This is a genomic window from Peribacillus kribbensis DSM 17871 (assembly GCF_000430765.1).
Classification (GTDB): domain Bacteria; phylum Bacillota; class Bacilli; order Bacillales; family DSM-1321; genus Paraperibacillus; species Paraperibacillus kribbensis.
This window is the reverse complement of record NZ_KE387241.1, coordinates 58,212-81,279: the sequence shown is the minus strand read 5'-3', so window position 1 is coordinate 81,279 and position 23,068 is coordinate 58,212. Positions and strand designations below refer to the sequence as shown.

The following is a 23,068-nucleotide window of genomic DNA, read 5'->3' as shown; positions in this document are numbered from 1 at the left end:
GTCCATGAGAGAGGTTCTAAAGGACAAAGTTTGGTTAGGGAGTCGGAGATTTGTCCATGAGGAAGGGTCTAAAGGACAAAACTTGGTTAGGGAGTCGGAGATTTGTCCATGAGAAGGGGCCCCCAAGACCAAAACTTAGCACGGAGCCAGAGAACTGGCGTTTAGTAAATGTCCCGCAAGAAGAAAGGGTCAGGCTGACTGTGTATTGAGCAAAGAGCCTTGTTTTTACAATTTTCTGCAAAAAAATAAAGGGATGCTATTTAGATTATCGAAATAAATAGAGAGGAGGGGATCATAGATGTTTGAATCGTGGAGGAAAGTGCTGGATGAGGAGTTTTCGGGCAGGCAGGCCTACCGATATGCAGAGCGTATTGGGCAGTATCATAGAATACAGGCTTCCCCAGGTTATAGGGAAGCAGCCTCACAGATTATCAGTCTGTTAAAGAGGGAGGGAGTTGAAGCGGAGCTGGTGCCGTATCCGGCTGTATTCGGGAATAGGCTTTTGTCCCACCGCTCTTTTAAGGAATGGCATTGCCGATCTGCCGAATTGTGGATCGAGTCTCCTGCCAGGGAGCGCATCGCCCGTTTCCATGAGGAGGAGATATCCCTCGTGCAGCGCAGTATTTCAACGGGTCCTGAAGGAGTAACCGCTGAATTGGTAGTAGTGGATAATGCCGGGGATGAAAAAAGCTATAAAAATCTGGATTTGAAGGGAAAAGTGGCTTTGGTTCAGGGAGTGCCTCATGTGGTGCATGCCCTTGCGGTTGAAAAGTATGGGGCAGCAGGACTGATCTTTGAAAATTTGAATGATTATCCGCCGCTCAGGACGAGGATGGATATGCCTGATACAAGGCAGTATACCTCCTATTGGTGGACTAGCGAGGAAGAAAGGAAGTCATTCGGCTTTGTGGTTTCCCCAAGAATCGGACAGAAGCTGCGGCAGCTTGCTGCCCGGCAGAGGGTCGTTTTATCGGCACATGTGGATGCGGAACTGTATGATGGAAGCTACGAAAATATTGAATACTTTATTCCAGGAAAGAAGAAAGAAGAAATTCTTCTTGTCAGCCATTTATGTCATCCATATCCGGGAGGGCAGGATAATGCTTCCGGGCCAGGTACGCTTATGGAGATTATGAGATCTTTAACAAAGCTGATCACAACAGGAAAGCTCCAGAAGCCGGAGCTTGGCATCCGTTTCTTGATGATGCCGGAAATGTATGGAACCTGTGCGTATTTAGATCAGCACCCGGAGAGGATCCCAAACACCATTGCAGCCCTTAATCTCGATATGGTGGGGGCAGACCAGACGAAGGGCGGAGGACCGCTTTGTATTGAACAGCCTCCTCTTTCATGCCCGACATTTACAGATCGGTATTTACACGGCCTTGTTGAAGTCCTGGCCCAGAATACTTCGAATTTTACCGGGACCACTTCCTATAGTACGGTCCATTATTTGAGGACCCGGCATTCGGGAGGAAGCGATCATTATATACTTTCGGATTCTACTATTGGGATTCCCTGCCCGATGCTGATCCAATGGCCGGACAAACACTACCATACCACATCAGATTCTGTCGCAAATCTGGACAGCTCCATGATGAAGCTGACTGGAATGGCGGCCGCACTGTATGCTTACGGACTGGCAGCAGGCAGTGAACAAGAATGGATTTCCTATCTATTTAAGCATGCAGGCAGAATGCAGAGCGAGCTTTCCTCGCAGAGTCCATGGATCCTGAAACAAAGCTTTACCAGAAATGAGAAAACAGAGGCTTCTGAGCTGTTTACCCGCTATGAACGGCAGGTGTTAGAGAAGTTTGAGGATTATGCGGAGCTGCGGGATTTTAATGAATTAAACGCTCAGCTTCAGTGGGCAAAAGGAATGCTCGGAAAGGCAGCAGAAGCTCAGACACAGTTTATGGAACAGCAGCTGGATTATTTTCAGGCCTTCAAGGAGGAAGAGGACAAGGAACAGCCTTCAATGGAGGCAGTGTACGCACGGACTTTTGCCGGGCCAATAAAAATCTCAGATGAGCTGAAGGAAGACAGGCTTGATTGGATGCAGGAGTATGAATCAAAGACGGGTCTTGGCTATTCAGACTTTATTTTTAACTGGATGGACGGGAATCGCCCCCTCGCTGAGGTCTTGAAATTGACAAAGCTGGAGACAGGGATGTGCGAGCCCTCCTATGTGAAAAAACTAATCGAGCTGTGTCTTAGGGCGGGATTGATTGAAGAAAAAGTAAGCGCAGTTCATAAATAGGGGTGCAGCTATGAAAATACGAGAACTTGAAATCAAAATCGGCACGCTGCCTCCTGGCAGTAAAAACTGTATCACTGATGTTGAGGGAGTTAAAGTCGGCCATTTTACACTGAATCAGCCCTTGGAGGGGGAAGAGTATCTGGCGACCGGTGTAACAGCCGTTCTGCCGCACAGTGGTAATCTCTATAAAGAAAAGGCAGCGGCAGCCAGCTATGTCATCAACGGATTCGGAAAAACCACGGGGCTTGTCCAAATTAATGAGCTTGGTCTGCTGGAATCTCCCATTATGCTCACTAATACATTCGGTATACCGGCAGTCACCCAGGGAACGCTTGAATATATGCTGGACGAGAATCCGGAAATCGGTGATACGGCCGGCACCATCAATATTGTGGTGGGAGAATGCAATGACAGCTATTTGAATTCCATCCGGTTATTTGGAGTGAAGCCGGAGCACGCAAAAAAAGCTATCATGAATGCAAGAACCGACAGGGCGGCAGAGGGTGCTGTCGGTGCTGGTAAAGGGATGATGTGCTTCGGCTATAAAGGAGGGATCGGCAGCTCCTCACGGCTTGTGGAGGACTATACCTTAGGCTGCCTTGTCCTAAGCAACTTTGGGAGCAGGGAAGAATTCAAATCTCTCCATTATCAGATAAAGCAGGATGGTTCAGGCTTGCAGGACACCCCTGACGGCTCTATTATAATAATAATAGCGGTTGATGCACCTTTAAACGACCGGCAGCTTGGAAGAATAGCCAAACGTGCCGGGATTGGGCTGGGAAGGACAGGAAGCCATTTCAGCCATGGAAGCGGAGATATCGTGATTGCTTTCTCGACAGCTGGAACAAGCCCTCATTTTTATGAGGAAAAAACAGAGCAGCGGCTTCAGCTGAGAGAAGATCATCCTATCATGAACAAGCTGTTTGCAGCCGCTGCTGAAGCAGCGGAGGAAGCGATCCTTAATTCCCTTTCACAGGCAGAAACGACTAAGGGGCGCAAAGGAAGGATCGTCCAAAGATGTCCATTTTAAATGCTTCAGCCGGCAAGCACCCAAAAGGAGGGAGAAGTCGTGGAAAAGGTTAAAGAGTTTAGAGAAGAGCTGTTGAACTCGGTAGATACCCTTACAGACGAGCAGCTGAATACTAGAATAAGTGAAGACAGCTGGACTATCGGACAGGTCCTCGAGCACTTGTACTTAATGGAAACCGTTATAATTGAAGCCATGACAGCAGCACTGAACGGACCAGAGGTGGTCGGGGCCGAAGATAAGCCGATTGAGCTTGCGGTCAATAGGAGTGTAAAAGTAAAAGCACCAGATTCCGTCACTCCATCAGAAGATAATAAAACTCTTCATGAGCTTCTGCAGAAGCTTGCTTTTTCCAGGCAGGAGCTGCTTGACTTCGTAAACAGCGCGGACCCAGAAGAGCTAAAACGCAGATCCTGCCCGCATCCTGTCTTTGGACGCTTAAGCCTGAGCCAGTGGATTCCCTTTATCGGCTATCATGAAAAACGGCACCTGGAACAGATTGAGGAAATTAAGGTGAAATTGATCAATTAAACATGTAAAGGCCCCGTACAATCGCGGGGCCTTTTTAGTATTGGTCTTTTTTCTGGGGATTTGTTTCAGGAGGAATCCGTTTAACGGGGACAAAGCTGTGAGGGAGCCGGCCGGAATGTTCTTCATAAGGCTCGATGGATTTTACTTGTAACGGTGTCGCGGCCCCGTTGGACATCCAGGATCAATAGGGCATTATTTTCTTTTGCCAGTTTTGCATACTGTTCGATATCGGCAGCTGATGAAGGACAAAACGCTAAGTGAAGCCGGCTGGAAGGTCCTTCATGAGGCGGCTGAAGGACAAAACTCTGAGGGAAGCCGCTAAGAATGTCCTTCATAAGGCCGATGAAGGACAAAATGCTGAGTGCCGCCGGCCGGAATGTCCGTCATAAAGCTGCTGAAGGACAAAACACCTCAGCCAGCTGGCGGAAGTGTCCTTCAGACTTAAATATTACTTATTGCACCCGAACAGCAAAAATAAAGGAATTCTCATCCGCCGCTCATATTCCTCCTGGCTGGAGAAGTTTTCTCTCCGGGGGGTGGCTTCTCTTAGTGAATGTATGGTGAATCCTGCTTTTTGAAGGGTAATAAAGTATTCTTCGATAGTGCGGTGATATTTCACGACTTGTTCGCCGATCCAGGGTTCGATTCTCTGTCCGCTGAAGTAATAGTTATCCACGAGCCAGCTGCTGCGCCTTCCTGATGCTTGAAGGCTTTCAAAGGATGAGGTGATGAGTGGGTGCTGTACGCTGAAGACAAATGTACCATGCGGCTTCAGGGCTTTATGGATATTAGCCGCAAGTGCGGAAAAGTCCTCGATATAATGGATGGCAAGCTGTGAAAGGATGATGTCAAAAGTATCCCGCGTGAAATCGTAGCTTTCCATGGCAGCCTCAACGGTTTTTCCATTTAAGCCTGCAAGATTTTGTTCCGCTTTTTTACACATGTTTTTCGATCCGTCAACGCCTGTATAAGAACGAGCCCCCTTAGAGGTCAGGAGCATCTTTCCTATAGAAGCGTCCCCGCAGCCTAAATCCAGGAGATCCTTTCCTTCTACACAGCCTAATAATTCAAAGAGAGAAGGTGTTTCAATGCTTTCATTTGGGCTTTCTTCTCGGTGCCTTCTATTCATGTAATGTTCAAAAAACTCATCTTTGTCATATACGGAAGATCCTCTGTATTGCATTTCCATTCCCCCTCATATACATTCTTAGCCATTTTAATGACAGTGGATGACGGTGTCAATATTCTTTTGAAAAGGGAAGTCCGGCGTTCTCAGCTATTGAAAAATTCATTTATTTTTTTCTTAAATTCTTCTTTTCTATCCTTAAACTGCCTGTGGCGGTGCCCATTGGCTCCTGAAGGATGGGGAAAGCCAAAAAGACAGGGATGTTCAGTGATTCTTCCCTCACTCATCAGCGACTGCAGGACAGTGGAAACGGTCTTGCCGAGAGGAATGATAAGAAAGCGGTCCCTGAGCTTGGATAATTCCTCAGGAAATGACTGATAAGCAAAGCTTCTCAATTCGGGTACTCGTTCAATGGAGGGCGTATGGCCATTGTAATTCCTTCCCTGAATGAAAACCGGATATTTAATGATGGATGTGGTATGCAGGAGAAAATCATGCGTGCCAAATATTGCTGAGCAGCTATCCAGGCCAAGCTTGTCATTTAATCCGCATTCATTCAGCATATCTACTAAATTCTTTCGCATGCCCCCTGCAAATCTTCCCGCCCTTTTTACCTCCAGAGCAAGGTCATCGAGAGACGTGGCGTCAGCGAGGCAGTCTCTTGCTTTTTCAAATGCGGATTTCATTTGGGTCCAGCCTGGGGTAATGCCCGCAATCAAGATGGAGGCATGAGGGTTGATAAATTCGTTATGAGGTGCATAATAGATCTCCACATTCTCCTTCTTTTGAACGAGCAGGTCAGGTACCAAAAGTTTTTCTTTTGTCAGCGGGCCGGCAGGAAGGGTGTGGATGAACGGTAGAAACTGCTGTATGGCAGGAGAATCATCCAGCATGCAATTCACTCCTCTATTTTTTATAATTAAAAAATTTCAAAATAATCTTGACACCTTTCCTTTAAGGCATTAAAGTTAAGCTTATCAGTTTTTGAATAAAATGAATATTATTTATTCTCTTATCAAGAGTGGCAGAGGGACTGGCCCGATGACGCCCAGCAACCGTTCCGTAATGGGATTGGTGCTAAATCCTGCAAAACACCTATGTGTTTTGAGAGATGAGAGAGGAAGAATCCTGCCTGTGTGCGATGAAGCCTCTCTTGTGAAAGAGAGGCTTTTATTTTGTGCTGAAGAAACGGCAGAAATACGGCCTCTCCTATCTATCAAAGAAAAGGAGATTTTATTATGCCAAAAAATCTAATCAAAAAAGCTGCAGTGTCAGCCCTTGCTTTATCGCTGCTGTTAACTGGGTGCTCTTCCTCTAAGGATGCATCCAAGCCGAAGAAGGCAAATGCAAATGTATCGCTGGATGGTGTTCCTGACCGCTTCAAGAAAAAAGATGATCCGATAAAAATAAAGGTCATCCGGAAAATCGGCGGCGATGACCATACAGCCCAGTTTTTAGCGGGAGCAAAGGAAGAAGGAGAGTCACTGGGTTTTAAAGTGGACGTTTATACAGCAAATGGTGATACCGCCAAGTTCCATGATGCTATTTCACAGGCGCTGCAGGAAGATTATGATGGCTTCATCATTTCGCATGGAGATGATGCCGCGACTGTGGAGGACATCAAAAAGATTACCGAAAAAGGGAAAAGCGTCGTTACCTTCGATTCTAATCCAGATGCCGGAAAAATAAACGGAGTCACCCTTACTTCCCAGGATGATGAAGCCTTGGCAAAGCAGTCCCTTGGGCAGCTTGTGAAGGACACAAAGGGCAAGGCGAATATTGTGTACCTATGGGTCGATGGCTTCCCTCCAATGGTGAGAAGGAATGCTGTTTATAAGGAAACTCTGGCTTCCAATCCTGGAATTAAAGAAATCGCCCGTTTTGGCGTAGCGTCGGCAGATACGTCAGTCCAGACTCAAAATGCTGTGGCTGCTATGCTCAACAAGTATCCTAAGGGTAAAATAGATGCGATCTTTGCTACATGGGATGCTTTTGCCATCGGAGCTGAACGTGCTGTTAAGGAAGCGGGACGAAATGAAGTGAAGATCTATGGAATTGATGTTTCGAATGCCGACCTGCAGGCGATTCAGGAAAAGCAAAGTCCATGGAAGTATACAGCTGCTGTGGATCCTAAACTGATCGGATCGGTGGATATGAGGATATTAGCGAAAAAGCTGGCAAAGGAAGATACACCGCCAGCCTATGATCTGCAGGCTTCCCTTATTTCACAGAAGGATCTCCAGGGTGCAAGCGGAGCAGTCAACATGCAAAGCCTTGCAGGGATCATTAACGGATGGGGAAAATCAGATGCATTTGAAGAAGACTGGATGAAGACGCTGAAAAAGGCTTATAAATAATCATTAAATCTGCACTCTCTTGTTTAATAGGGGAGTGCTGCTTTTCTTAAGAAAGGAGCTGGTTAAATGATGAGGCTTGAAATGAAGGATATTTCCATCGGCTTTCCCGGTGTAAAAGCCCTGGATAGGGTTAGCTTTACGGCGGAAACTGGAAAGGTGCAAGCGCTGATCGGCGCAAATGGAGCCGGAAAGTCCACCCTTATGAAAGTGTTATCGGGAGCTTACAGCCATTATACCGGTGAGCTGCATTTCGATGGGAAGCAGGCTGCTATCAGGACGCCGAGGGATGCCGCCTCCTTTGGGATTCAAACGGTTTATCAGGAAGTGGATACGGCACTCATTCCTTATTTAACAGTAGGGGAGAATATTCTGGTTACCCATGAAAAGGCGTTTATTAATTGGGGGCTGCTTCACAGGAAGGCGGAGGAAATCTTAAAGAGCATTCATGTGAACGTCCCATCCAAGAAACTTGTCCAGGATTTGACGCTGGCAGAAAAGCAGATGGTACTTATAGCGAGGGCCATCTCCACAGAATGCCGTTTTTTGATTCTGGACGAACCAACCGCTCCGCTGAGCCATACGGAAACGCAGGAGCTGTTCAGGATTGTCCGCGATCTTAAAAAGAAAGACGTGGGAGTGATTTTTATTTCTCACAGACTGCCTGAGATATTTGAAATTTGTGATCAGATTACCATCATGAGAAACGGAAGACTGGTTTCAAATCATGAGATTTCTCAAATTACCCAAAATGAAGTGATCGAAAAAATGCTTGGTGAAAAGCTGGTCGAGCAGTTTCCGTCAAGGAAGTCCTCCATCGGAGAAAAGATGCTTGAGGTGAGGGGGCTGTATGATCAAGAAAAGATCCAGGATATTCATTTACATGTCAGGGAAGGAGAAATTGTGGGGATTGCCGGCCTTGTCGGCGCAGGAAAGACGGAGTTATGCAAAACACTTTTTGGACACACACGGATTACTGCAGGCGAGGTTCTCCTGAAAGGGAGAAATCTGAACCTTAAATCGCCCCATCAGGCTGTGAAAAATGGAATTGCCCTGGTTCCGGAGGAGCGCAGAAAAGAAGGGGTACTTGTGGAAGAAGCTGTTTCTGTCAATCTTTCTGCTGCCAGCCTCGGGCAGTTTGCCGGAGGGCTTAGCTTTCTGGATTTCAAGGCAGAACGGGGAAAGTCAGGGGAAATTGTAAAAAGCCTTGGAATTAAAACTCCTGCACTGGAAACAAAAGTGAAGAATCTGTCCGGCGGAAACCAGCAGAAGATTGCCATTGGAAAGTGGCTGCTGGCAGATGCAGATCTCTATATTTTCGATGAGCCCACAAAGGGTGTGGATGTGGGAGCCAAAAAAGATATATTTGATCTGATTGCCGGTTTGGCTGGCAGAGGGAAAGCGGTCATTTATGCCTCTTCAGAGCTGACCGAGATTATGGGGGTTACGGACCGTATCTATGTGTTGTACGACGGCCGGACTGTCAAAGAGCTTGAAACCCGGAAAACAAACGAAGAAGAACTTTTATTTTATTCGACTGGAGGGAATTAAGTGGAACTGCAGGCAAAACAAAAAGTGAAACCGAAATTTGAACTCTTTGATTTCTTATATAAATACGGAACGATTCTTACCATTTTCATATTGATCGGGATTTTTTCTGCTGCTAATTCGTCCTTTATACAAGGGCATAATATCGTCAATATTCTCCGCTCTATTTCCATCGTTACCATTATTGCTATCGGGATCACCATATCTCTTGCGGTGAATGGATTTGACTTATCAGTCGGCTCAGTAGCATCCCTATCAAATGCCATTGTCATTTCCATGTTCGTCTGGTTTTCACAAAATACTCTTGTGGCCATCGTTTCAGCCTTGGCAGCCTCCATCGTGGTAGGCCTCTTCAACTCGTTTCTGATTGTTAAACTAAAGATTCCTGATATGCTCCTGACATTGGCAGCCATGTTCATTATCCAGGGGATTGCTCTTACGTATACCAAAGGGGCGACCATTTCGGAAAATATGGTCATGCCGGATGGAACCTTTGCAGAAGGGAAAATTTCTCCTTTATTCACTAAAATCGGCCAGGTTCCCTGGATTATCATCATCATGGTACTGGCTGTGGCAGCTGTCCATATTTTCCTGACGTACACGAAGCACGGACGCTATATGTATGTCATTGGAGGAAATCTGGAGGCAGCCAAGCTGTCCGGAATACCCGTCAGCAAATATAAAATCTGGGCCTATGTCTTATCTGCCATCTTCGCATCCATCGGAGGTATTGTACTCGCATCCAGGGTCATGACTGCTGAAATCAACGCAGGCAGCCCTTATCTCATGGACTCAGTCGCAGCCGCCTTTATCGGCTTCTCCGTCCTGGGATCAGGAAAGCCGAATGCTATCGGGACCTTCGTCGGAGCTGTGCTTATCGGCATCCTCCAAAACGGGCTTGTCATGATGAGCGTCCCTTATTACAGCATGGACATTGTCAAAGGGGGAGTATTGGCATTTGCTCTGGGATTGACTTATTACCGGCAGAGGCATTGAGAGGGAAACACGTCTTTTGGGGCGTGTTTTTTTATATGGGACAGGATCTTAAATCATCCATGTTGAGGGGGCAATAATAAATTTTTCCTTTTGTATTTCCGCTCGATTCAAGATTTGCGTTGTTAAGTAAATTGTATGCTATGTTTCTAGATTTAATATGAACAAATGAAGAAAATTGGCTGTTTGAAATGAAATCCCCCATTAACAGAAAATAATCTGCTAGAGCGTTTTTGTGAGCCTCTTTAAAGTTTTTCCCGCAAATTGAGCAGTACCAGGAGCTGTTAGCTCTTTCAATCGGAAGGAGCTTACAGTCTGGACATTGCACCCCGGTATAAGCTGACTAGAAGATTTCTCAAAATAGAGGGTACCGGCAATATTTTTGATTTCAAGTATTAAAAGGTATCGGGTTGTTAACAGTAGAGTGTCAATTTGAAAGAAGTAAGGTTCAGAGGGTAAACGGAGGTCGTGAAGGATTAAAAAATCAGATGGAGAAAGCTGATTTAAATAATAGTCCAGTGCCTGCTCGCCTTTATAACCGGCCATCCGCTTTGCAAAGTCTCCTTGTATAAGGATACGCTTGGGATGAGTGGGGGGAAGGCGTCTCAGCAGCGAATCTAATTTTAAAATAATAAGGGGAATAGTTCTTTGTTTGGTTATCACTAAATCACACCTTTTGTTTCTAAAAAGATTAGCCATTCGTACATGGATTTCCTGCTTTACAATTTAGATTTAGGCTGTAATGAATTGCATCCTTTTGTACAATATTTGCGTCTTTATTAAGATAAATTGCGTCTTTTTTTAAAATTATTGCGGCATTTTAATCTATAATTGCGCCAGATTCATGATTATTGCGTGGACACTAAAGAAGAGGGGAGAGAGCCTGGCTTATTTGTAAAAAAACCTATATAAATATAACGTTATTTCAAACATTTTAAAATTTGTCAACAAAAAATGTGACTAAAAACCAAAAAATGTTTGACAATAATGTGAACAGGGGAATAATATATAGAAAAAGGAGGAAGTTGGAAATGGACTCAAAATTACTTAAATCAGTAATAAATGTTGCCGCCCCTATCCTATTGATCGGTATTGGTTTATTTCTGAAAGGATTCTTTGAAAGCGGTTCCAGCATATGGACTCCTATTGGCATCGGTACAGTCATGGGTTCTATTTTTATCTTCTTGATGGGTATGTTCTTAATTGCTACGGATGAAGTGTTAGAAAAAAGATATAAGGGCAAAAGAGTTGCCCCGTTAGAATTAGAATAATGGAGAGGGGGAGCGCCTGTATGGGCGCTCCTTTTATATGGAAAGCGGATATCAAGCAGCACAAAAAGAGCGCCCTTCTTGAAGGGCGCTTTTTCCTGGTTATTATACGTAACCCCAGATCATACATAGCAGTGTACCAAGGATGGTGATCAGAGCCATGAATACTCCGTAGTAGATGTTGGTGTAGATGGCACCTTTGTCCTTAGTTTCACCAGCATGCATGAATACGATCAGCTGTAGGCCAGCCTGGATGAATGCTGTGATAAGAAGGACGGTCATGCCAGCTGTGAATGACATGTCAGTGTAATACACCAAAAGTGCAACGATTGTAAGAATCAGGGAGAATACAAATCCCATTACCTGCTTCGCTGGAAATAGTTCTTTCATATTACATCATTCCTTTCAGGTAGATGAAGCTGAAGATAAAGATCCAAACTACATCAAGGAAGTGCCAGTAAAGTGAAAAGATAAAAGCTTTGTTGGCGTTTTGTGGGGTAAGGCCGCGTTTTTTAACCTGCAGCATGATAAATAGTCCCCAGAAGAAGCCAACTGAAACGTGCGCTCCGTGTGTTCCCAGTGTTGAGAACAGGATGGAGGTAAATCCGCTTGTCTGTATGGTCGCACCTTCATGAACGTACTGAACGAAATCAAAGATTTCAACGCCAAGGAATCCAAGCCCAAGAAGAAGGGTGATTCCAAAGAATGCAAGCATCGCGTTTTTTCTGCCAAGGCGCATGGCATGAATGCCAAGGCCGATGGTGAAACTACTTGCAAGAAGCAAGAAAGTTTCGATCAGAACAGGAGTGATTTCAAATAGCTCTGCTCCAGTCGGGCCGCCAGCCGTACGATGGACCAGCGTGAAAAATGTTGCGAACAGGGTGCCGAAAAGCATAACTTCGGCGCCAAGGAAAATCCAGAAACCTAAGACTTTTAATTGGTTCTCTTCAGTACTGTATTCAAGAGGAAGCGAGTTATCTATTTTCATTAGTTAGCACCTCGCAATTTTGTTTCAGTCTCTTCAATTTCATCAACAGTGATGTAGTGGCCGTGGTCAACTTCGAATGAGCGAAGTGCCAGACATACGAAGATACCGATTGTTGTGATGATTAATGGAATCCAGATGCTGAATACGAATGAGAAGCCCCAGGCAAAGAAGATACAGCCCATGATGAATGGCATTCCGCTTGAATTCGGCATATGAATTTTTTCAAATTTACCTTTAAATAGTTCCTGTCCATTTTTCTTTGCATCCCAGAATGGTTCGATTGAATCAATCTGCGGAGTGATGGCAAAGTTATATTCTGGAACCGGTGTGTGTGTAGCCCATTCAAGAGTACGTGCATCCCATGGATCGGAGCCGATATCCCTTGAAGCGTAGCGTACGCTGTAATAAATGTTGTAAACAATCAATGCAAATCCGACTGCCATGATCAGGGCACCGATGAAGGCAGCCATGTTCCATGGTCCGAAGCCGGTTGATGCAGAGTACGTGTACATGCGGCGGGCCTGACCGTCCAGACCTGTGATATACATTGGGAAAAACGCAAGTACAAAACCGATAGAAAGCAGCCACGCTGTCCATTTACCGATCTTTTCATTCAGCATGAAGCCGAACATTTTTGGCCAGTAGTAAGTCAATCCAGCAAGCATAGCGAATACTACACCTGGGATAATAACGTTATGGAAGTGGGCAACCAAGAACATTGTATTATGGTACTGGTAGTCAGCAGCTGACATCGCAAGCATTACACCAGTCACACCGCCGATGGTGAATAGCGGGATGAAAAGGATGGAGTAAAGCATTGGAACTGTCATTTGGATTTTACCTCTCCAAAGCGTGAACAGCCAGTTAAAGATTTTAACACCTGTCGGTACAGCAATAGCCATAGTTGTAATCGAGAAGATACTGTTTGTTAATGCGCCTTGACCCATTGTGAAGAAATGGTGGGCCCAAACTAAGAATGAGTATCCAGCGATAACAACCATTGACCAAACCATTGATTTATAGCCATAAAGGTTACGTTTTGCGAATGTAGAAATAATTTCACTATAGATACCGAATGCAGGAAGGATCAGGATATAAACTTCAGGATGTCCCCAAACCCAGAATAGGTTGGCCCAAAGCATGTCCAAGCCGCCGGCATCTGTTGAGAAGAAATGTGTTCCAAACAGACGGTCCATGGTTCCCATAGCAAGTGCTACTGTCAATACAGGGAAAGCAAAGACAATAATTAGGTTAGCAACTAGGGCTGACCAAGTGAACATCGGCATTTTCATTAATTTCATGCCAGGTGCTCTCATTTTTAGAATCGTAGTCATAAAGTTGACACCAGTCATCAATGTACCAATACCAGCAATCTGGATGGCAATCATATAATAGTTGGTTCCGACTGATTCACTGAATTGATTGCCCGCAAGAGGGAAGTATGAAGTCCAGCCTGCATCGGGGGATCCACCCAGTACGAATGAGATATTGAATAGCATTGCACCCATAAAGAACAGCCAGAAGCTTAAGGCATTCAAACGTGGGAATGCTACGTCACGTGCTCCAATTTGCAAAGGAACAACAAAGTTGAATAAAGCTATGATAAACGGCATAGCCATAAACAGGATCATGACAACACCGTGTGTTGAGAAAATTTCGTTATAGTGCTGTGCATCCAAGAGCTTGGCATCAGGAGTGGCCAGCTGGGCACGAAGCATTACTGCATCTACGCCGCCGCGGAAAAGCATCAATAAGGCGGATATCAGATACATAACACCAATGCGTTTGTGATCTACGGTTGTCAGCCATTCGCGCCAAAGGTATCCCCATTTTTTAAAATGTGTCAAACCTGCAATAATGGCGAGCACAGTAAGACCGATGGCAACCATAGATGCATAAATCACGGGGCTTGGATTAGGTATCGCAAAACGATCAAAGAAATCCATGATTTTAACTCCTTCCAGAAGTTTATATTTCAATAAACTCGTAAACTATCAAATATTATTTGTTGCTGTCATCCATCTTCATATTCTTCATGTCATGGTCACTCATGTTCTTGTGGTCAGCTTTGTTCATATCTTTATGATCGACCGATCCAGAACCATCTCCGCCGCCGCCATGCTGCATAGCTGGAGGAGGGCTGAATTTCAAGTGAGTTCCATTGTAAGTTGATCTGCCAACATGGCCGGGTTTTAGCAGTTGATCAAACTTTTTCTCAGTAAGTGGCTTTGCAGTCACTTTTACTTCTTTCACCCATTTGTCAAAGTCGCCTTTAGACATTGCGTTTACATCAAATGTATTCTCAGCTGTGCCTTTACCGCTGAAGTTTGCGTTCCGGCCCATGTATTCGCCCGGTTTGTCAGCAGCTAGGTGAAGAGTTGTTACCATGTCGCTCATTGCATACTTTTGACCGCCAAGCTGTGGAATCCAGAAGCTTGTGATCGGACCGTAAGAATATAGCTTAAAGTCGATTGGACGGTCTGTTGGGATATATAAATAGTTAACAGTTTCGATATTTTGTTCAGGATAACTGAAATGCCATTTCCAATCGGATGAAGAAGCATAAACGACTAAAGGCTTTTGATTTTCATATCCTTTAGGTGTAGCTTCAACAGCATAGTTGGAACGGACAGACATAATTGAAAGGATGGTAACGATAATGATCGGAACCCCAATACAGATCCCCTCAATAAGCTTACTGCCTTCAATATGAGGCGGTTCATAATCCGAGCCCACTTTAGAAGCGCGGTATTTTACTAACATATAAACTAAAAGTGCAAATACGACAAGTACGATAAATGCCATAATCCAAATTGTCGCTATTATGTCGTGTGCTTGAGTCTTGGCTTGCGGCCCTTTCGGATCGAGAACCAATAACCGGTCACATCCCGATAAAACGGTGATCACAGTGAACACGACAGCTAATATAGACCATTTTAATCTCATAATGTACCCCTTTCTTCCTTTTCTGCATGGTAAAGGTGAATGTTAATTGTTTCACAAACTCTGTTTACATTGCCGCCTGACTTGTTTTACCCAATGACCATTTAGATAATCAGATAATTGAGAATTACAAGACAAGTTTCAAAAAAATATTTGAGCCGGAAACAGCAGTTCCCAGGCATTGAAAACAGAATTTCCAAAATAATACAATATCGAAATAGTGTTAATTTCTTCACATATTCCCTATACATATATTAGTAATATATGAGTAAAATAACAACCTCAAAATAGTGACAAATTGGTGAAGGTTCTTGGGTTTACTGGGAGTAACAGGTGTACATGTGACAGAACTGTGAAACGTGTGAAGATTGTGTGAACACTGCGATATTTGAGAAAAACTTGTATCAAGCAACCTTTTTATTATACTGAGATAACTTGTAAAATTCAATTGCTCAAGGTGTGTCTTTACCTGTATTTTTTCTGGAAAATGTGGTGGAAACATTCTCTTCTGGAAGCCATAAAAAAGTTGTGGGAATAATCAAAATTTTTCTAATTCCTAGTTGACACATAGGAAAAATGTAAATATCATAAAGGAAACACTTTACAAATAAATAAAAGCTGATCAGAAAACTGAAGGCTGATTCTAGAATTTCTAGATCAGTCTTCTTTTTTTGGGGGAGGAAACTCTTATGGAAAAAATCGGTAAACAGGCAAGACTTCTATTGGCGGCAGCGGGAGTATTGGTTCTTATGCTTGCTGGCTGCAGTGCGGGTGAAAAAAGCAGCAGCGGAGAGAAAAAGGAAGCAGGTGAAGCAAAAAGAACTGTTCAATTGCTGAATGTATCTTATGATCCTACGAGGGAGCTGTATGAGAATTACAATAAAGAATTTGCGGCGTATTGGAAAGACAAGACTGGCCAGGATGTCACCATCCAGCAGTCTCACGGCGGATCTGGAAAGCAGGCGAGAGCAGTCATTGACGGGCTCCAGGCAGATATTGTGACGCTTGCTCTGGCCTATGACATTGATGAAATCTCAAAAGCTGGCGGCCTGCTTTCAAGCGATTGGCAGTCCAAACTAAAAGATAATTCCACACCATACACCTCCACCATTGTTTTCCTTGTAAGGAAGGGCAACCCTAAGCAGATTCATGATTGGGATGATCTTGTAAAAAAAGGTGTATCTGTGGTTACGCCGAACCCGAAGACATCCGGGGGAGCCAGATGGAACTATTTAGCGGCATGGGCGTATGCGGATAAAAAGTATAACCATGATGAGGGCAAAACGAAGGACTTTATGAAAAAGCTTTATAAGAATGTAGAAGTACTGGATTCAGGTGCCCGCGGTTCGACTACCACATTTGTAGAACGAGGAATCGGGGATGTTCTGATTGCCTGGGAAAACGAAGCATATCTTTCACTGAATGAGCTCGGTAAAGACAAATTCGAAATTGTTAACCCTTCCCTCAGCATCCTGGCAGAACCACCAGTTGCTGTTGTAGATAAAATATCGGAGAAGAAGGGAACGGAGAAAGTGGCTAAAGCCTACCTGGAGTACTTATACTCTGCTAAAGGCCAGGAAATAGCAGCGGAAAATTACTATAGACCTCGAAACCAGGAGGTCTTCAAAAAATTTAAAAGTCAATTTCCTTCTATAGAAATGGTCACAGTAGACAAGGATTTTGGAGGCTGGAAGAAAGCACAGGAGGATCACTTTAGCGATGGAGGCACATTTGATCAGATATATCAGCCTAAATAAAGCCAGTCTGGCATAAGCCGGGTGCTTTTACTAATGAATGGGAGCGGGAGAAATAGATGAATAAAAAAGGAAAAGGCAGGGCTGGAAGGAAGGGTGTGCTGCCGGGATTTGGCCTCTCGCTAGGGTTTACAGTTTTTTATTTAAGTGTCCTCGTATTATTGCCGTTATCCACTATTTTTATAAATACGGCAGGGATGGGCTGGGAGAAGTTTTTTAAAACGATATTTGACCCTAGAGTAGTAGCTTCATACAAATTAAGTTTCGGATCTTCTTTAATAGCGGGTGGAATTAATACTGTCTTTGGAATTTTACTCGCATGGGTTCTTGTTCGATATCAATTCCCCGGGAAAAAATTAATAGATGGTCTTGTGGATCTCCCGTTTGCACTGCCCACAGCAGTGGCAGGAATTGCATTAACTACCTTATATGTGCCTGACGGATGGATCGGGAGATTCCTTGGGTTTAAGGTTGCTTTCACGCCGCTTGGCGTTATCATAGCACTCACTTTCATCGGGCTGCCGTTTGTGGTACGGATGGTCCAGCCCGTGCTTCAAAACCTCGAGCCCGAGCTGGAAGAGGCTTCAGCAAGCCTGGGGGCAGGCAGGGCACAGACGTTTTGGAGGGTGATTTTCCCAGAGCTGCTCCCGGCTGCCCTTGGAGGATTTGCCCTAGCGTTTGCCAGGTCTCTGGGGGAATATGGTTCGGTTGTGTTTATATCTGGCAATATGCCGATGAAAACAGAAATTACTCCCCTTCTGATCATGACTAAACTTGAACAGTACGACTATGCGGGAGCCACCGCCATTGCTGCGGTAATGCTGGTTATTTCCTTTATCCTGCTGCTCGTCATAAACCTGCTTCAATGGTGGAGCAACAGGCGTTATCTAGAGAACTGAAGAGGAGAGGGAAAATGGCAGGACATGTACCTATGACTTATGGAGAAACGTCGGTTTCCAGGAAAACTGTAAAAGGAGGATCACCGCTTATAAAATGGGCAGCCATAAGTGCGGCTCTTGGATTTTTGCTATTATTTCTAGTACTGCCTCTCATGGCCATTTTTGTCCAGGCTTTTGAGAAGGGGCTGGCGGCATATGCTGCGGCCGTGTCAGATAAGGATGCCCTCTCGGCAATAAAACTCACACTGATTGTTGCGGCTATTTCGGTGCCCCTGAATGCATTTTTTGGAATTGCCGCCGCGTGGGCCATTACGAAATTTCACTTTAGAGGAAAGAATCTTCTTATGACGATCATTGATCTTCCGTTTGCAGTCTCTCCGGTCATCGCTGGTTTAATCTTTGTACTAATGTTTAGCTCCCATGGCCTCTTTGGAGACTTCCTGTTCCGGCACGACCTTAAAATTATTTTTGCATTACCCGGCATTGTGCTTGCTACGATATTCGTTACACTGCCTTTTACGGCAAGGGAACTGATTCCGCTCATGCAGTCCCAGGGGTCTGCAGAGGAGGAGGCATCCATGACCCTTGGGGCAGGAGGCTTCCAGACCTTTTGGAGAATTACTCTGCCCAATATAAAGTGGGGTCTTTTATATGGAATCATTTTATGTAATGCAAGAGCCATAGGGGAGTTTGGAGCGGTATCGGTGGTTTCCGGACATATAAGAGGCATGACGAACACCATGCCCCTGCATATTGAAATCCTTTATAATGAATACCAATTTTCAGCCGCTTTTGCTGTTGCATCCTTAATGTCTCTGCTGGCAATCGCTACCTTAGTTATAAAAAGTTTACTAGAGCGGGCCGGTAAAGAACAGGCTGGTATAAAGGAGCTTAAGGAATGAGTATACAAATTAAGAATGTTTCAAAGAGATTTGGCCAATTTACAGCACTTGATCAAATAGATATCAATGTGGATACCGGAGAGTTGATTGCCCTTCTTGGGCCTTCAGGATCTGGGAAAACGTCTCTGCTGCGGATTATTGCAGGTCTTGAAGCTCCAGATCATGGATCCATCCTGTTTCATGGGGAAAATATAACTTCGGTAAATCCTAAAGAACGCGGGGTAGGCTTTGTTTTTCAGCATTATGCTTTGTTCCGCCACATGACAGTTTTTGATAATGTAGCCTATGGGCTGAAGGTCAGGCCGAGAAAAACCCGGCCGGGAAAACAGGAAATCAAGGAAAAGGTGAAGGAACTGTTGGAGCTTGTCAAACTGGAAGCCTTTGCTGGCCGCTATCCGTCTCAGCTTTCTGGGGGGCAGCGGCAGCGTGTTGCCCTGGCGAGGGCCCTTGCGGTGGAGCCGAGAGTGCTTCTCCTGGATGAACCTTTTGGTGCCCTGGATGCCAAGGTTAGAAAAGAGCTGCGCAGGTGGCTGAGAAAACTGCATGATGAATTTAATATTACCAGTATATTTGTCACTCATGACCAGGAAGAGGCGCTTGATGTGGCTGATCGGATCGTGGTCATGAATCAAGGGAAAATTGAACAGCAGGGCAGCCCCGAGGAAGTTTATGAGCATCCTGTCAGCCCGTTCGTATATGATTTCCTTGGCAACTTTAATTTGTTTCACGGGCGCTTGAAGGAAGGAGGCCTGGATTATGGACAGGAACAGGCAGAGGGGGAACGTGGCAGCGAACCGCTAAAAGCAGTAGGGTATGCCCGCCCCCATGATATTACAATTCATAGAGAAGATATCGGCGGGGAGTGTATTAAAGCGGTTGTTCATTATATCCATAGAGTAGGACCTGTTGTCCGTATTGAATTAAAGCGGATTGATACAGGGGAGTTCCTTGAATCGGAGATGATGAAAGAGGTTTTTAAGGAATTGAAACTGGATGCGGGGGAACAGGTTTATATAAAGCCCAGAGAATTAAAGGTATTTATTCCTGAGGATTATTCTATTTGAAACATCCTTTGAAACTATAAAAGACTTTTCTTTTAAAAATCTCTCCTGAAGATATAATGGTAGTAAGACAATTTCATATTCCTTCTAAGGAGAGGTTTTTAATAAATGGAAAAAAAGATCTATAGAGAGCTATGGTCTTGGACAAAATCAATTCTGCTGGCGGCTGCGATCGCCTTTATTTTCCGCCAGTTTATATTTACCCCGCTTACGGTCTATGGTGTCTCCATGGCTCCTACCTTCAATGACAAAGATCGGATTCTGGTTACGAAGGTAAGTAAAATAGATCATTTTGACAATATTGTTTTTCATTCTCCGAGGTCTGAGGATTATTATATCAAGCGGGTCATTGGGCTTCCCGGTGACCGGGTTGAAATGAAAGACGATGTTCTTTATATCAATAACAAGCGGTACAGCGAGCCTTATCTTAAGAAAAATAAGGCAAAGGTTCCCGAGGGGGATAAGCTGACAGGAAATTTTACCTTAAAGGAAGTAACAGGGAAGTCCATGGTGCCCGAAGGATATTTGTTTGTGATGGGGGATAATCGCCTCTGGAGCACGGACAGCCGCAGATTCGGTTTTATTTCGATAAAGTCCGTTATAGGGGAAGTAAAGCTCAAGCTTCGGCCGTTTAAGGATTTTGGGATGCCCGATTAGAAAGACTCTGTATAAAAAGAAAAAGCAGGCAAAACGGCCATTAAAGCCGGGATGCCTGCTTTTTGTTATGAAATGCAATCACAGCTTTACTGCCTCTACTTTTCCGGAAAAGAATACGGCACCTCCGCCCATGTCCGCAATCCGGTCAGGAGAGAGGGAGTTTACAAGCTGTTTTGTGCCGGGAAGGTCAGCCCACAGGCCCATTGACAGTACTGCCCCTGGCAGTATATCGTTTCCGACTGATGCGGTAAGCTCACAGGAGCCGCGGTCATTCCAGATTTTCACCCTATCTCCGTGTGAGATGCCCCTTTCTTCTGCATCTTTTTTATTCATGAACAGCCGGGGCGCCTTTTCCAGATTGATGTGTTTATCATTGTTAGAAAAGGTGGAATTCAAAAAATTATGATTAGGAGCTGGAATGAATTGCAGCGGAAACTTCTCATCAGGAAGGGCTGTATAGGTTGGGAGGGGAGGATGTCCGTCTTTCTCCATCCTTTTCGAATACAGCTCGATTTTTCCGCTTGGTGTCGGCAGCTTCTCCGGAAGGAAGCTGTGCCGGCCGGCTCTCAGATATTGATTTTTCAGCAGGCCCTCCAGGGTTATACTCTTTAAATGCGGATTGCCAGGATGGTCAAGCGCCTGACGGATCATGTCCTCTTCTGAATCATGGAAGCAGTCTTCCGTAAAGCCCATTCCAGCAGCCAGAAGGCGGAATACCTCCACATTGGATTTAGATTCTCCGTACGGCTTTATGACAGGCTGCTGAATCTGCAGATAATGATGCCAGTAGGAAGTATAAAAGTCAGTGCTTTCAAAGGAAGACGCTGCAGGCAGTACAATGTCCGCATAGGCTGCTGTTTCGGTTAAAAATAAATCATGAACAACCGTGAACAGATCTTCACGGAGAAGCCCCTGTCTGACTTTGTTCCCTTCAGGAGCAACGACAGCCGGATTGGAGCTGTAAACATATAAGGAACGGACAGGCTGCTTCTCATCAAGGAGTGCCTGGCCAAGGGAGTTCATATTAATAACCCTGGTCTGCTTTTTTACTAAATCCGGCCGCTGCAGGGCGGCGGCATTATGGGCAAGGAAAGCGGAGTTTCCTTTCAAGGCGCCGCCTCCTTTTTTTGTCCACTGTCCGGTTAGAGCAGGAAGACAGGATATCGTCCGGATGCACATTCCCCCATTATCATGGTGCTGCGGGCCATTGCCAATCCTGATGAAGGATGGAGAGATGGTGCCGTACATGCGGGCGATCTTATAGATATCCTCTGCAGGCACTCCTGTAATTTTAGATACAATTTCAGGAGTATACTTCGCTGTATGGTCTCGGAGCTCTTCATGCCCGACCGTCTGCTTCTTCAAAAATTCTTCATCCGTCAGCTGTTCCTTAAACAGAATATGCATGATGCCGAGAGCGAGGGCTGCATCTGTGCCCGGCAGGATGGGGATGAACCAGTCTGCCCAATCAGCGGTCCGGTTTCGGTGCACATCAATGACCACAATCTTTGCCCCATTTTTTCTCGCTTTCTGGGCCAGGACAATCTGGTGCATATTTGTGCTTACCGCATTGACACCCCACAGGATGATCAGCTTGGAATGCACGGTTTCCTCCGGGTCTGTGCCAATGCTTCCCCCCATGGTATAGCTGTAGCCAACTGCGCCTGCCGAGTTGCAGATGGAACGTTCCAGACGGCTTGCACCCAGGCGGTTAAAAAACCTTCTGTCCATGCCTTCAGCGGCAAGATTGCCCATATTGCCATAAAAGCTGTAGGGAAGAATGCTTTCTGCACCTTCATAGGCGATCAGCTCTTTCCATCTTCCAGTAATCTCCTCAATGGCTTGATCCCAGGTAATTCGTTTAAACTTCCCGGAACCTTTCTGTCCGATCCTCTTAAGAGGATGCTGAAGCCGCTTGCCATCATAAAGCCGCTCAGGCATATTACGAACCTTATTGCAGATCTTCCCCTGAGTCACAGGATGCCCTGGATCTCCCTCTACCTTCACGATCCGGCCATTTACTTTATGAACAAGAAGCCCGCACTGATCCGGGCAGTCCAGCGAACAAACCGAAGGAAAAACCCCGTTCTCAAGCTCTGAATATCCAGCCATGCCTTAAACCTCCTATGTGTGGGGACAGTCCCCATTTCCCCGATTTGTATATAAAAATAATCTTAAGGGACAGACAGTTTTCCATCAAGTGGGAAAATTTGATGTTCGGACGAGCTGCATCCTGTTACGATGGAGGTAAAGAGGAGACTGGAGGGGTTTTATGGTTAAGCTGGTGCAGGTTACGAGGGATAATTGGCTTGAATGCCTTTCACTCAATGTGGAGAAAAGTCAGTCGAAGTTTGTGCCGCTGGCAGCTGTTTCGCTTGCGAAGGTCTATATTAGGCCTGACGGTGAAAGAGTGGAATATGTTCCGTTTGCTATCTATAAAGATGCTAAAATGGTTGGTTTTATCATGCATGCCTTTGAGGAAAATACCGAAGATATGTATTGGATCAATGGCTTTTTTATCGATTCGAGATATCAGGGCAGAGGATATGGAAGAGAGGCGCTTCAGGAAATGATGAACTATGTGATTAGCCGCTTCCCGCAATGCAAGGAGATCAGACTCACCGTTTTTCCTGAAAACCATACAGCCTGCAGACTCTACGAGCGGACTGGATTTAAAGATACAGGGGAGGTCTGGGATGGCGAAAAAGTGATGAGGTTTCCTGTGAAAAGGTGACACTAAAAGGAGCACATGCCCTG

At 45.1% G+C, this 23,068-nt stretch carries 22 protein-coding genes and 1 riboswitch; of the genes, 13 read left to right on the top strand and 9 right to left on the bottom strand.

The annotated features are described in order from the left end of the window. Positions 1–298: 298 nt before the first annotated feature. From H539_RS0120620 to H539_RS0120610, 3 genes are read left to right on the top strand one after another with little or no spacing between them, the layout of a single operon-like run. The gene (locus tag H539_RS0120620) at positions 299–2,260 is read left to right on the top strand and encodes a DUF4910 domain-containing protein (RefSeq protein WP_026695094.1); all 1,962 of its coding nucleotides are present in this window, start codon (positions 299–301) and stop codon (positions 2,258–2,260) included. Between the two features lie 10 nt (positions 2,261–2,270). Continuing rightward, on the top strand, positions 2,271–3,290 hold the full coding sequence (locus H539_RS0120615; protein WP_026695093.1) for a DmpA family aminopeptidase: 1,020 nt from the start codon (positions 2,271–2,273) through the stop codon (positions 3,288–3,290). Then, a complete protein-coding gene (locus H539_RS0120610) occupies positions 3,291–3,818 on the top strand; it encodes a DinB family protein (RefSeq protein ID WP_081415978.1) in 528 nt (175 codons plus the stop codon). A gap of 122 nt (positions 3,819–3,940) precedes the next feature. On the opposite strand, the gene H539_RS32285 is transcribed toward H539_RS0120610, so the two are convergent. From H539_RS32285 to H539_RS0120595, 3 genes are all read right to left on the bottom strand, one after another. Next, positions 3,941–4,171: a hypothetical protein gene (locus tag H539_RS32285; RefSeq protein WP_026695091.1), complete on the bottom strand. Its 231-nt coding sequence runs from the start codon at positions 4,169–4,171 to the stop codon at positions 3,941–3,943. A gap of 95 nt (positions 4,172–4,266) precedes the next feature. Beyond that, on the bottom strand, positions 4,267–5,001 hold the full coding sequence (locus H539_RS0120600) for a class I SAM-dependent methyltransferase (protein WP_026695090.1): 735 nt from the start codon (positions 4,999–5,001) through the stop codon (positions 4,267–4,269). An 89-nt stretch (positions 5,002–5,090) separates the two neighbouring features. Beyond that, positions 5,091–5,837 (bottom strand): uracil-DNA glycosylase family protein, encoded by a 747-nt coding sequence (locus H539_RS0120595; protein WP_026695089.1) that lies wholly within the window; start codon positions 5,835–5,837, stop codon positions 5,091–5,093. Positions 5,838–5,953: 116 nt separating this feature from the next. After that, a riboswitch (SAM riboswitch) is annotated at positions 5,954–6,062 on the top strand. 120 nt (positions 6,063–6,182) lie between these two features. On the opposite strand from H539_RS0120595, the gene H539_RS0120585 reads away from it, so the two are divergent. From H539_RS0120585 to H539_RS0120575, 3 genes are all read left to right on the top strand, one after another. Continuing rightward, the gene (locus H539_RS0120585; RefSeq protein ID WP_035323596.1) at positions 6,183–7,301 is read left to right on the top strand and encodes a sugar ABC transporter substrate-binding protein; all 1,119 of its coding nucleotides are present in this window, start codon (positions 6,183–6,185) and stop codon (positions 7,299–7,301) included. Between the two features lie 66 nt (positions 7,302–7,367). Then, positions 7,368–8,849 (top strand): sugar ABC transporter ATP-binding protein, encoded by a 1,482-nt coding sequence (locus H539_RS0120580; protein ID WP_026695086.1) that lies wholly within the window; start codon positions 7,368–7,370, stop codon positions 8,847–8,849. After that, positions 8,850–9,842 (top strand): ABC transporter permease, encoded by a 993-nt coding sequence (locus tag H539_RS0120575; RefSeq protein ID WP_155890173.1) that lies wholly within the window; start codon positions 8,850–8,852, stop codon positions 9,840–9,842. Between the two features lie 219 nt (positions 9,843–10,061). On the opposite strand, the gene H539_RS0120570 is transcribed toward H539_RS0120575, so the two are convergent. Beyond that, complete coding sequence (locus H539_RS0120570; RefSeq protein ID WP_218970926.1) at positions 10,062–10,502, bottom strand: nuclease-related domain-containing protein; 441 nt, start codon at positions 10,500–10,502, stop codon at positions 10,062–10,064. A 368-nt stretch (positions 10,503–10,870) separates the two neighbouring features. On the opposite strand from H539_RS0120570, the gene H539_RS0120565 reads away from it, so the two are divergent. Beyond that, the gene (locus H539_RS0120565; RefSeq protein WP_051348711.1) at positions 10,871–11,110 is read left to right on the top strand and encodes a hypothetical protein; all 240 of its coding nucleotides are present in this window, start codon (positions 10,871–10,873) and stop codon (positions 11,108–11,110) included. 102 nt (positions 11,111–11,212) lie between these two features. On the opposite strand, the gene qoxD is transcribed toward H539_RS0120565, so the two are convergent. The 4 genes from qoxD to qoxA are packed head-to-tail and all read right to left on the bottom strand — an operon-like array spanning position 11,213 to position 15,041. Then, positions 11,213–11,497 carry a cytochrome aa3 quinol oxidase subunit IV gene (gene qoxD, locus H539_RS0120560; protein ID WP_026695082.1) on the bottom strand — a complete coding sequence of 95 codons (285 nt, stop codon included), beginning with the start codon at positions 11,495–11,497 and terminating at the stop codon, positions 11,213–11,215. 1 nt (position 11,498) lies between these two features. Further along, positions 11,499–12,095 (bottom strand): cytochrome aa3 quinol oxidase subunit III, encoded by a 597-nt coding sequence (qoxC, locus tag H539_RS0120555; RefSeq protein WP_026695081.1) that lies wholly within the window; start codon positions 12,093–12,095, stop codon positions 11,499–11,501. Further along, positions 12,095–14,041, bottom strand: coding sequence for a cytochrome aa3 quinol oxidase subunit I (qoxB, locus tag H539_RS0120550; RefSeq protein ID WP_026695080.1), 1,947 nt, complete (start codon positions 14,039–14,041; stop codon positions 12,095–12,097). Before qoxB ends, qoxC begins: the two co-directional genes overlap by 1 nt. A gap of 55 nt (positions 14,042–14,096) precedes the next feature. Then, positions 14,097–15,041, bottom strand: coding sequence for a cytochrome aa3 quinol oxidase subunit II (gene qoxA / locus H539_RS29220; protein ID WP_035323593.1), 945 nt, complete (start codon positions 15,039–15,041; stop codon positions 14,097–14,099). Between the two features lie 686 nt (positions 15,042–15,727). Here qoxA and H539_RS0120540 point away from each other — a divergent pair. From H539_RS0120540 to lepB, 5 genes are all read left to right on the top strand, one after another. Then, entirely contained in the window at positions 15,728–16,795 is a 1,068-nt protein-coding gene (locus tag H539_RS0120540; protein ID WP_026695079.1) for a sulfate ABC transporter substrate-binding protein, read from the top strand. Positions 16,796–16,851: 56 nt separating this feature from the next. Then, the gene (gene cysT, locus H539_RS0120535; RefSeq protein ID WP_026695078.1) at positions 16,852–17,691 is read left to right on the top strand and encodes a sulfate ABC transporter permease subunit CysT; all 840 of its coding nucleotides are present in this window, start codon (positions 16,852–16,854) and stop codon (positions 17,689–17,691) included. Between the two features lie 14 nt (positions 17,692–17,705). Next, positions 17,706–18,593, top strand: a complete 888-nt coding sequence (cysW, locus tag H539_RS29215; protein ID WP_035323591.1) for a sulfate ABC transporter permease subunit CysW — start codon at positions 17,706–17,708, stop codon at positions 18,591–18,593. Beyond that, positions 18,590–19,657, top strand: a complete 1,068-nt coding sequence (locus H539_RS0120525; RefSeq protein ID WP_026695077.1) for a sulfate/molybdate ABC transporter ATP-binding protein — start codon at positions 18,590–18,592, stop codon at positions 19,655–19,657. Before cysW ends, H539_RS0120525 begins: the two co-directional genes overlap by 4 nt. 105 nt (positions 19,658–19,762) lie before the next feature. After that, positions 19,763–20,311 (top strand): signal peptidase I, encoded by a 549-nt coding sequence (gene lepB, locus H539_RS0120520; RefSeq protein ID WP_026695076.1) that lies wholly within the window; start codon positions 19,763–19,765, stop codon positions 20,309–20,311. A 78-nt stretch (positions 20,312–20,389) separates the two neighbouring features. Here the strand turns inward: lepB and H539_RS0120515 are convergent, their stop codons facing one another. Further along, a complete protein-coding gene (locus H539_RS0120515) occupies positions 20,390–22,423 on the bottom strand; it encodes a molybdopterin oxidoreductase family protein (protein WP_026695075.1) in 2,034 nt (677 codons plus the stop codon). A gap of 160 nt (positions 22,424–22,583) precedes the next feature. Here H539_RS0120515 and H539_RS0120510 point away from each other — a divergent pair, with 160 nt between their 5' ends. Next, positions 22,584–23,045, top strand: coding sequence for a GNAT family N-acetyltransferase (locus tag H539_RS0120510; protein ID WP_026695074.1), 462 nt, complete (start codon positions 22,584–22,586; stop codon positions 23,043–23,045). Positions 23,046–23,068: the final 23 nt, after the last annotated feature.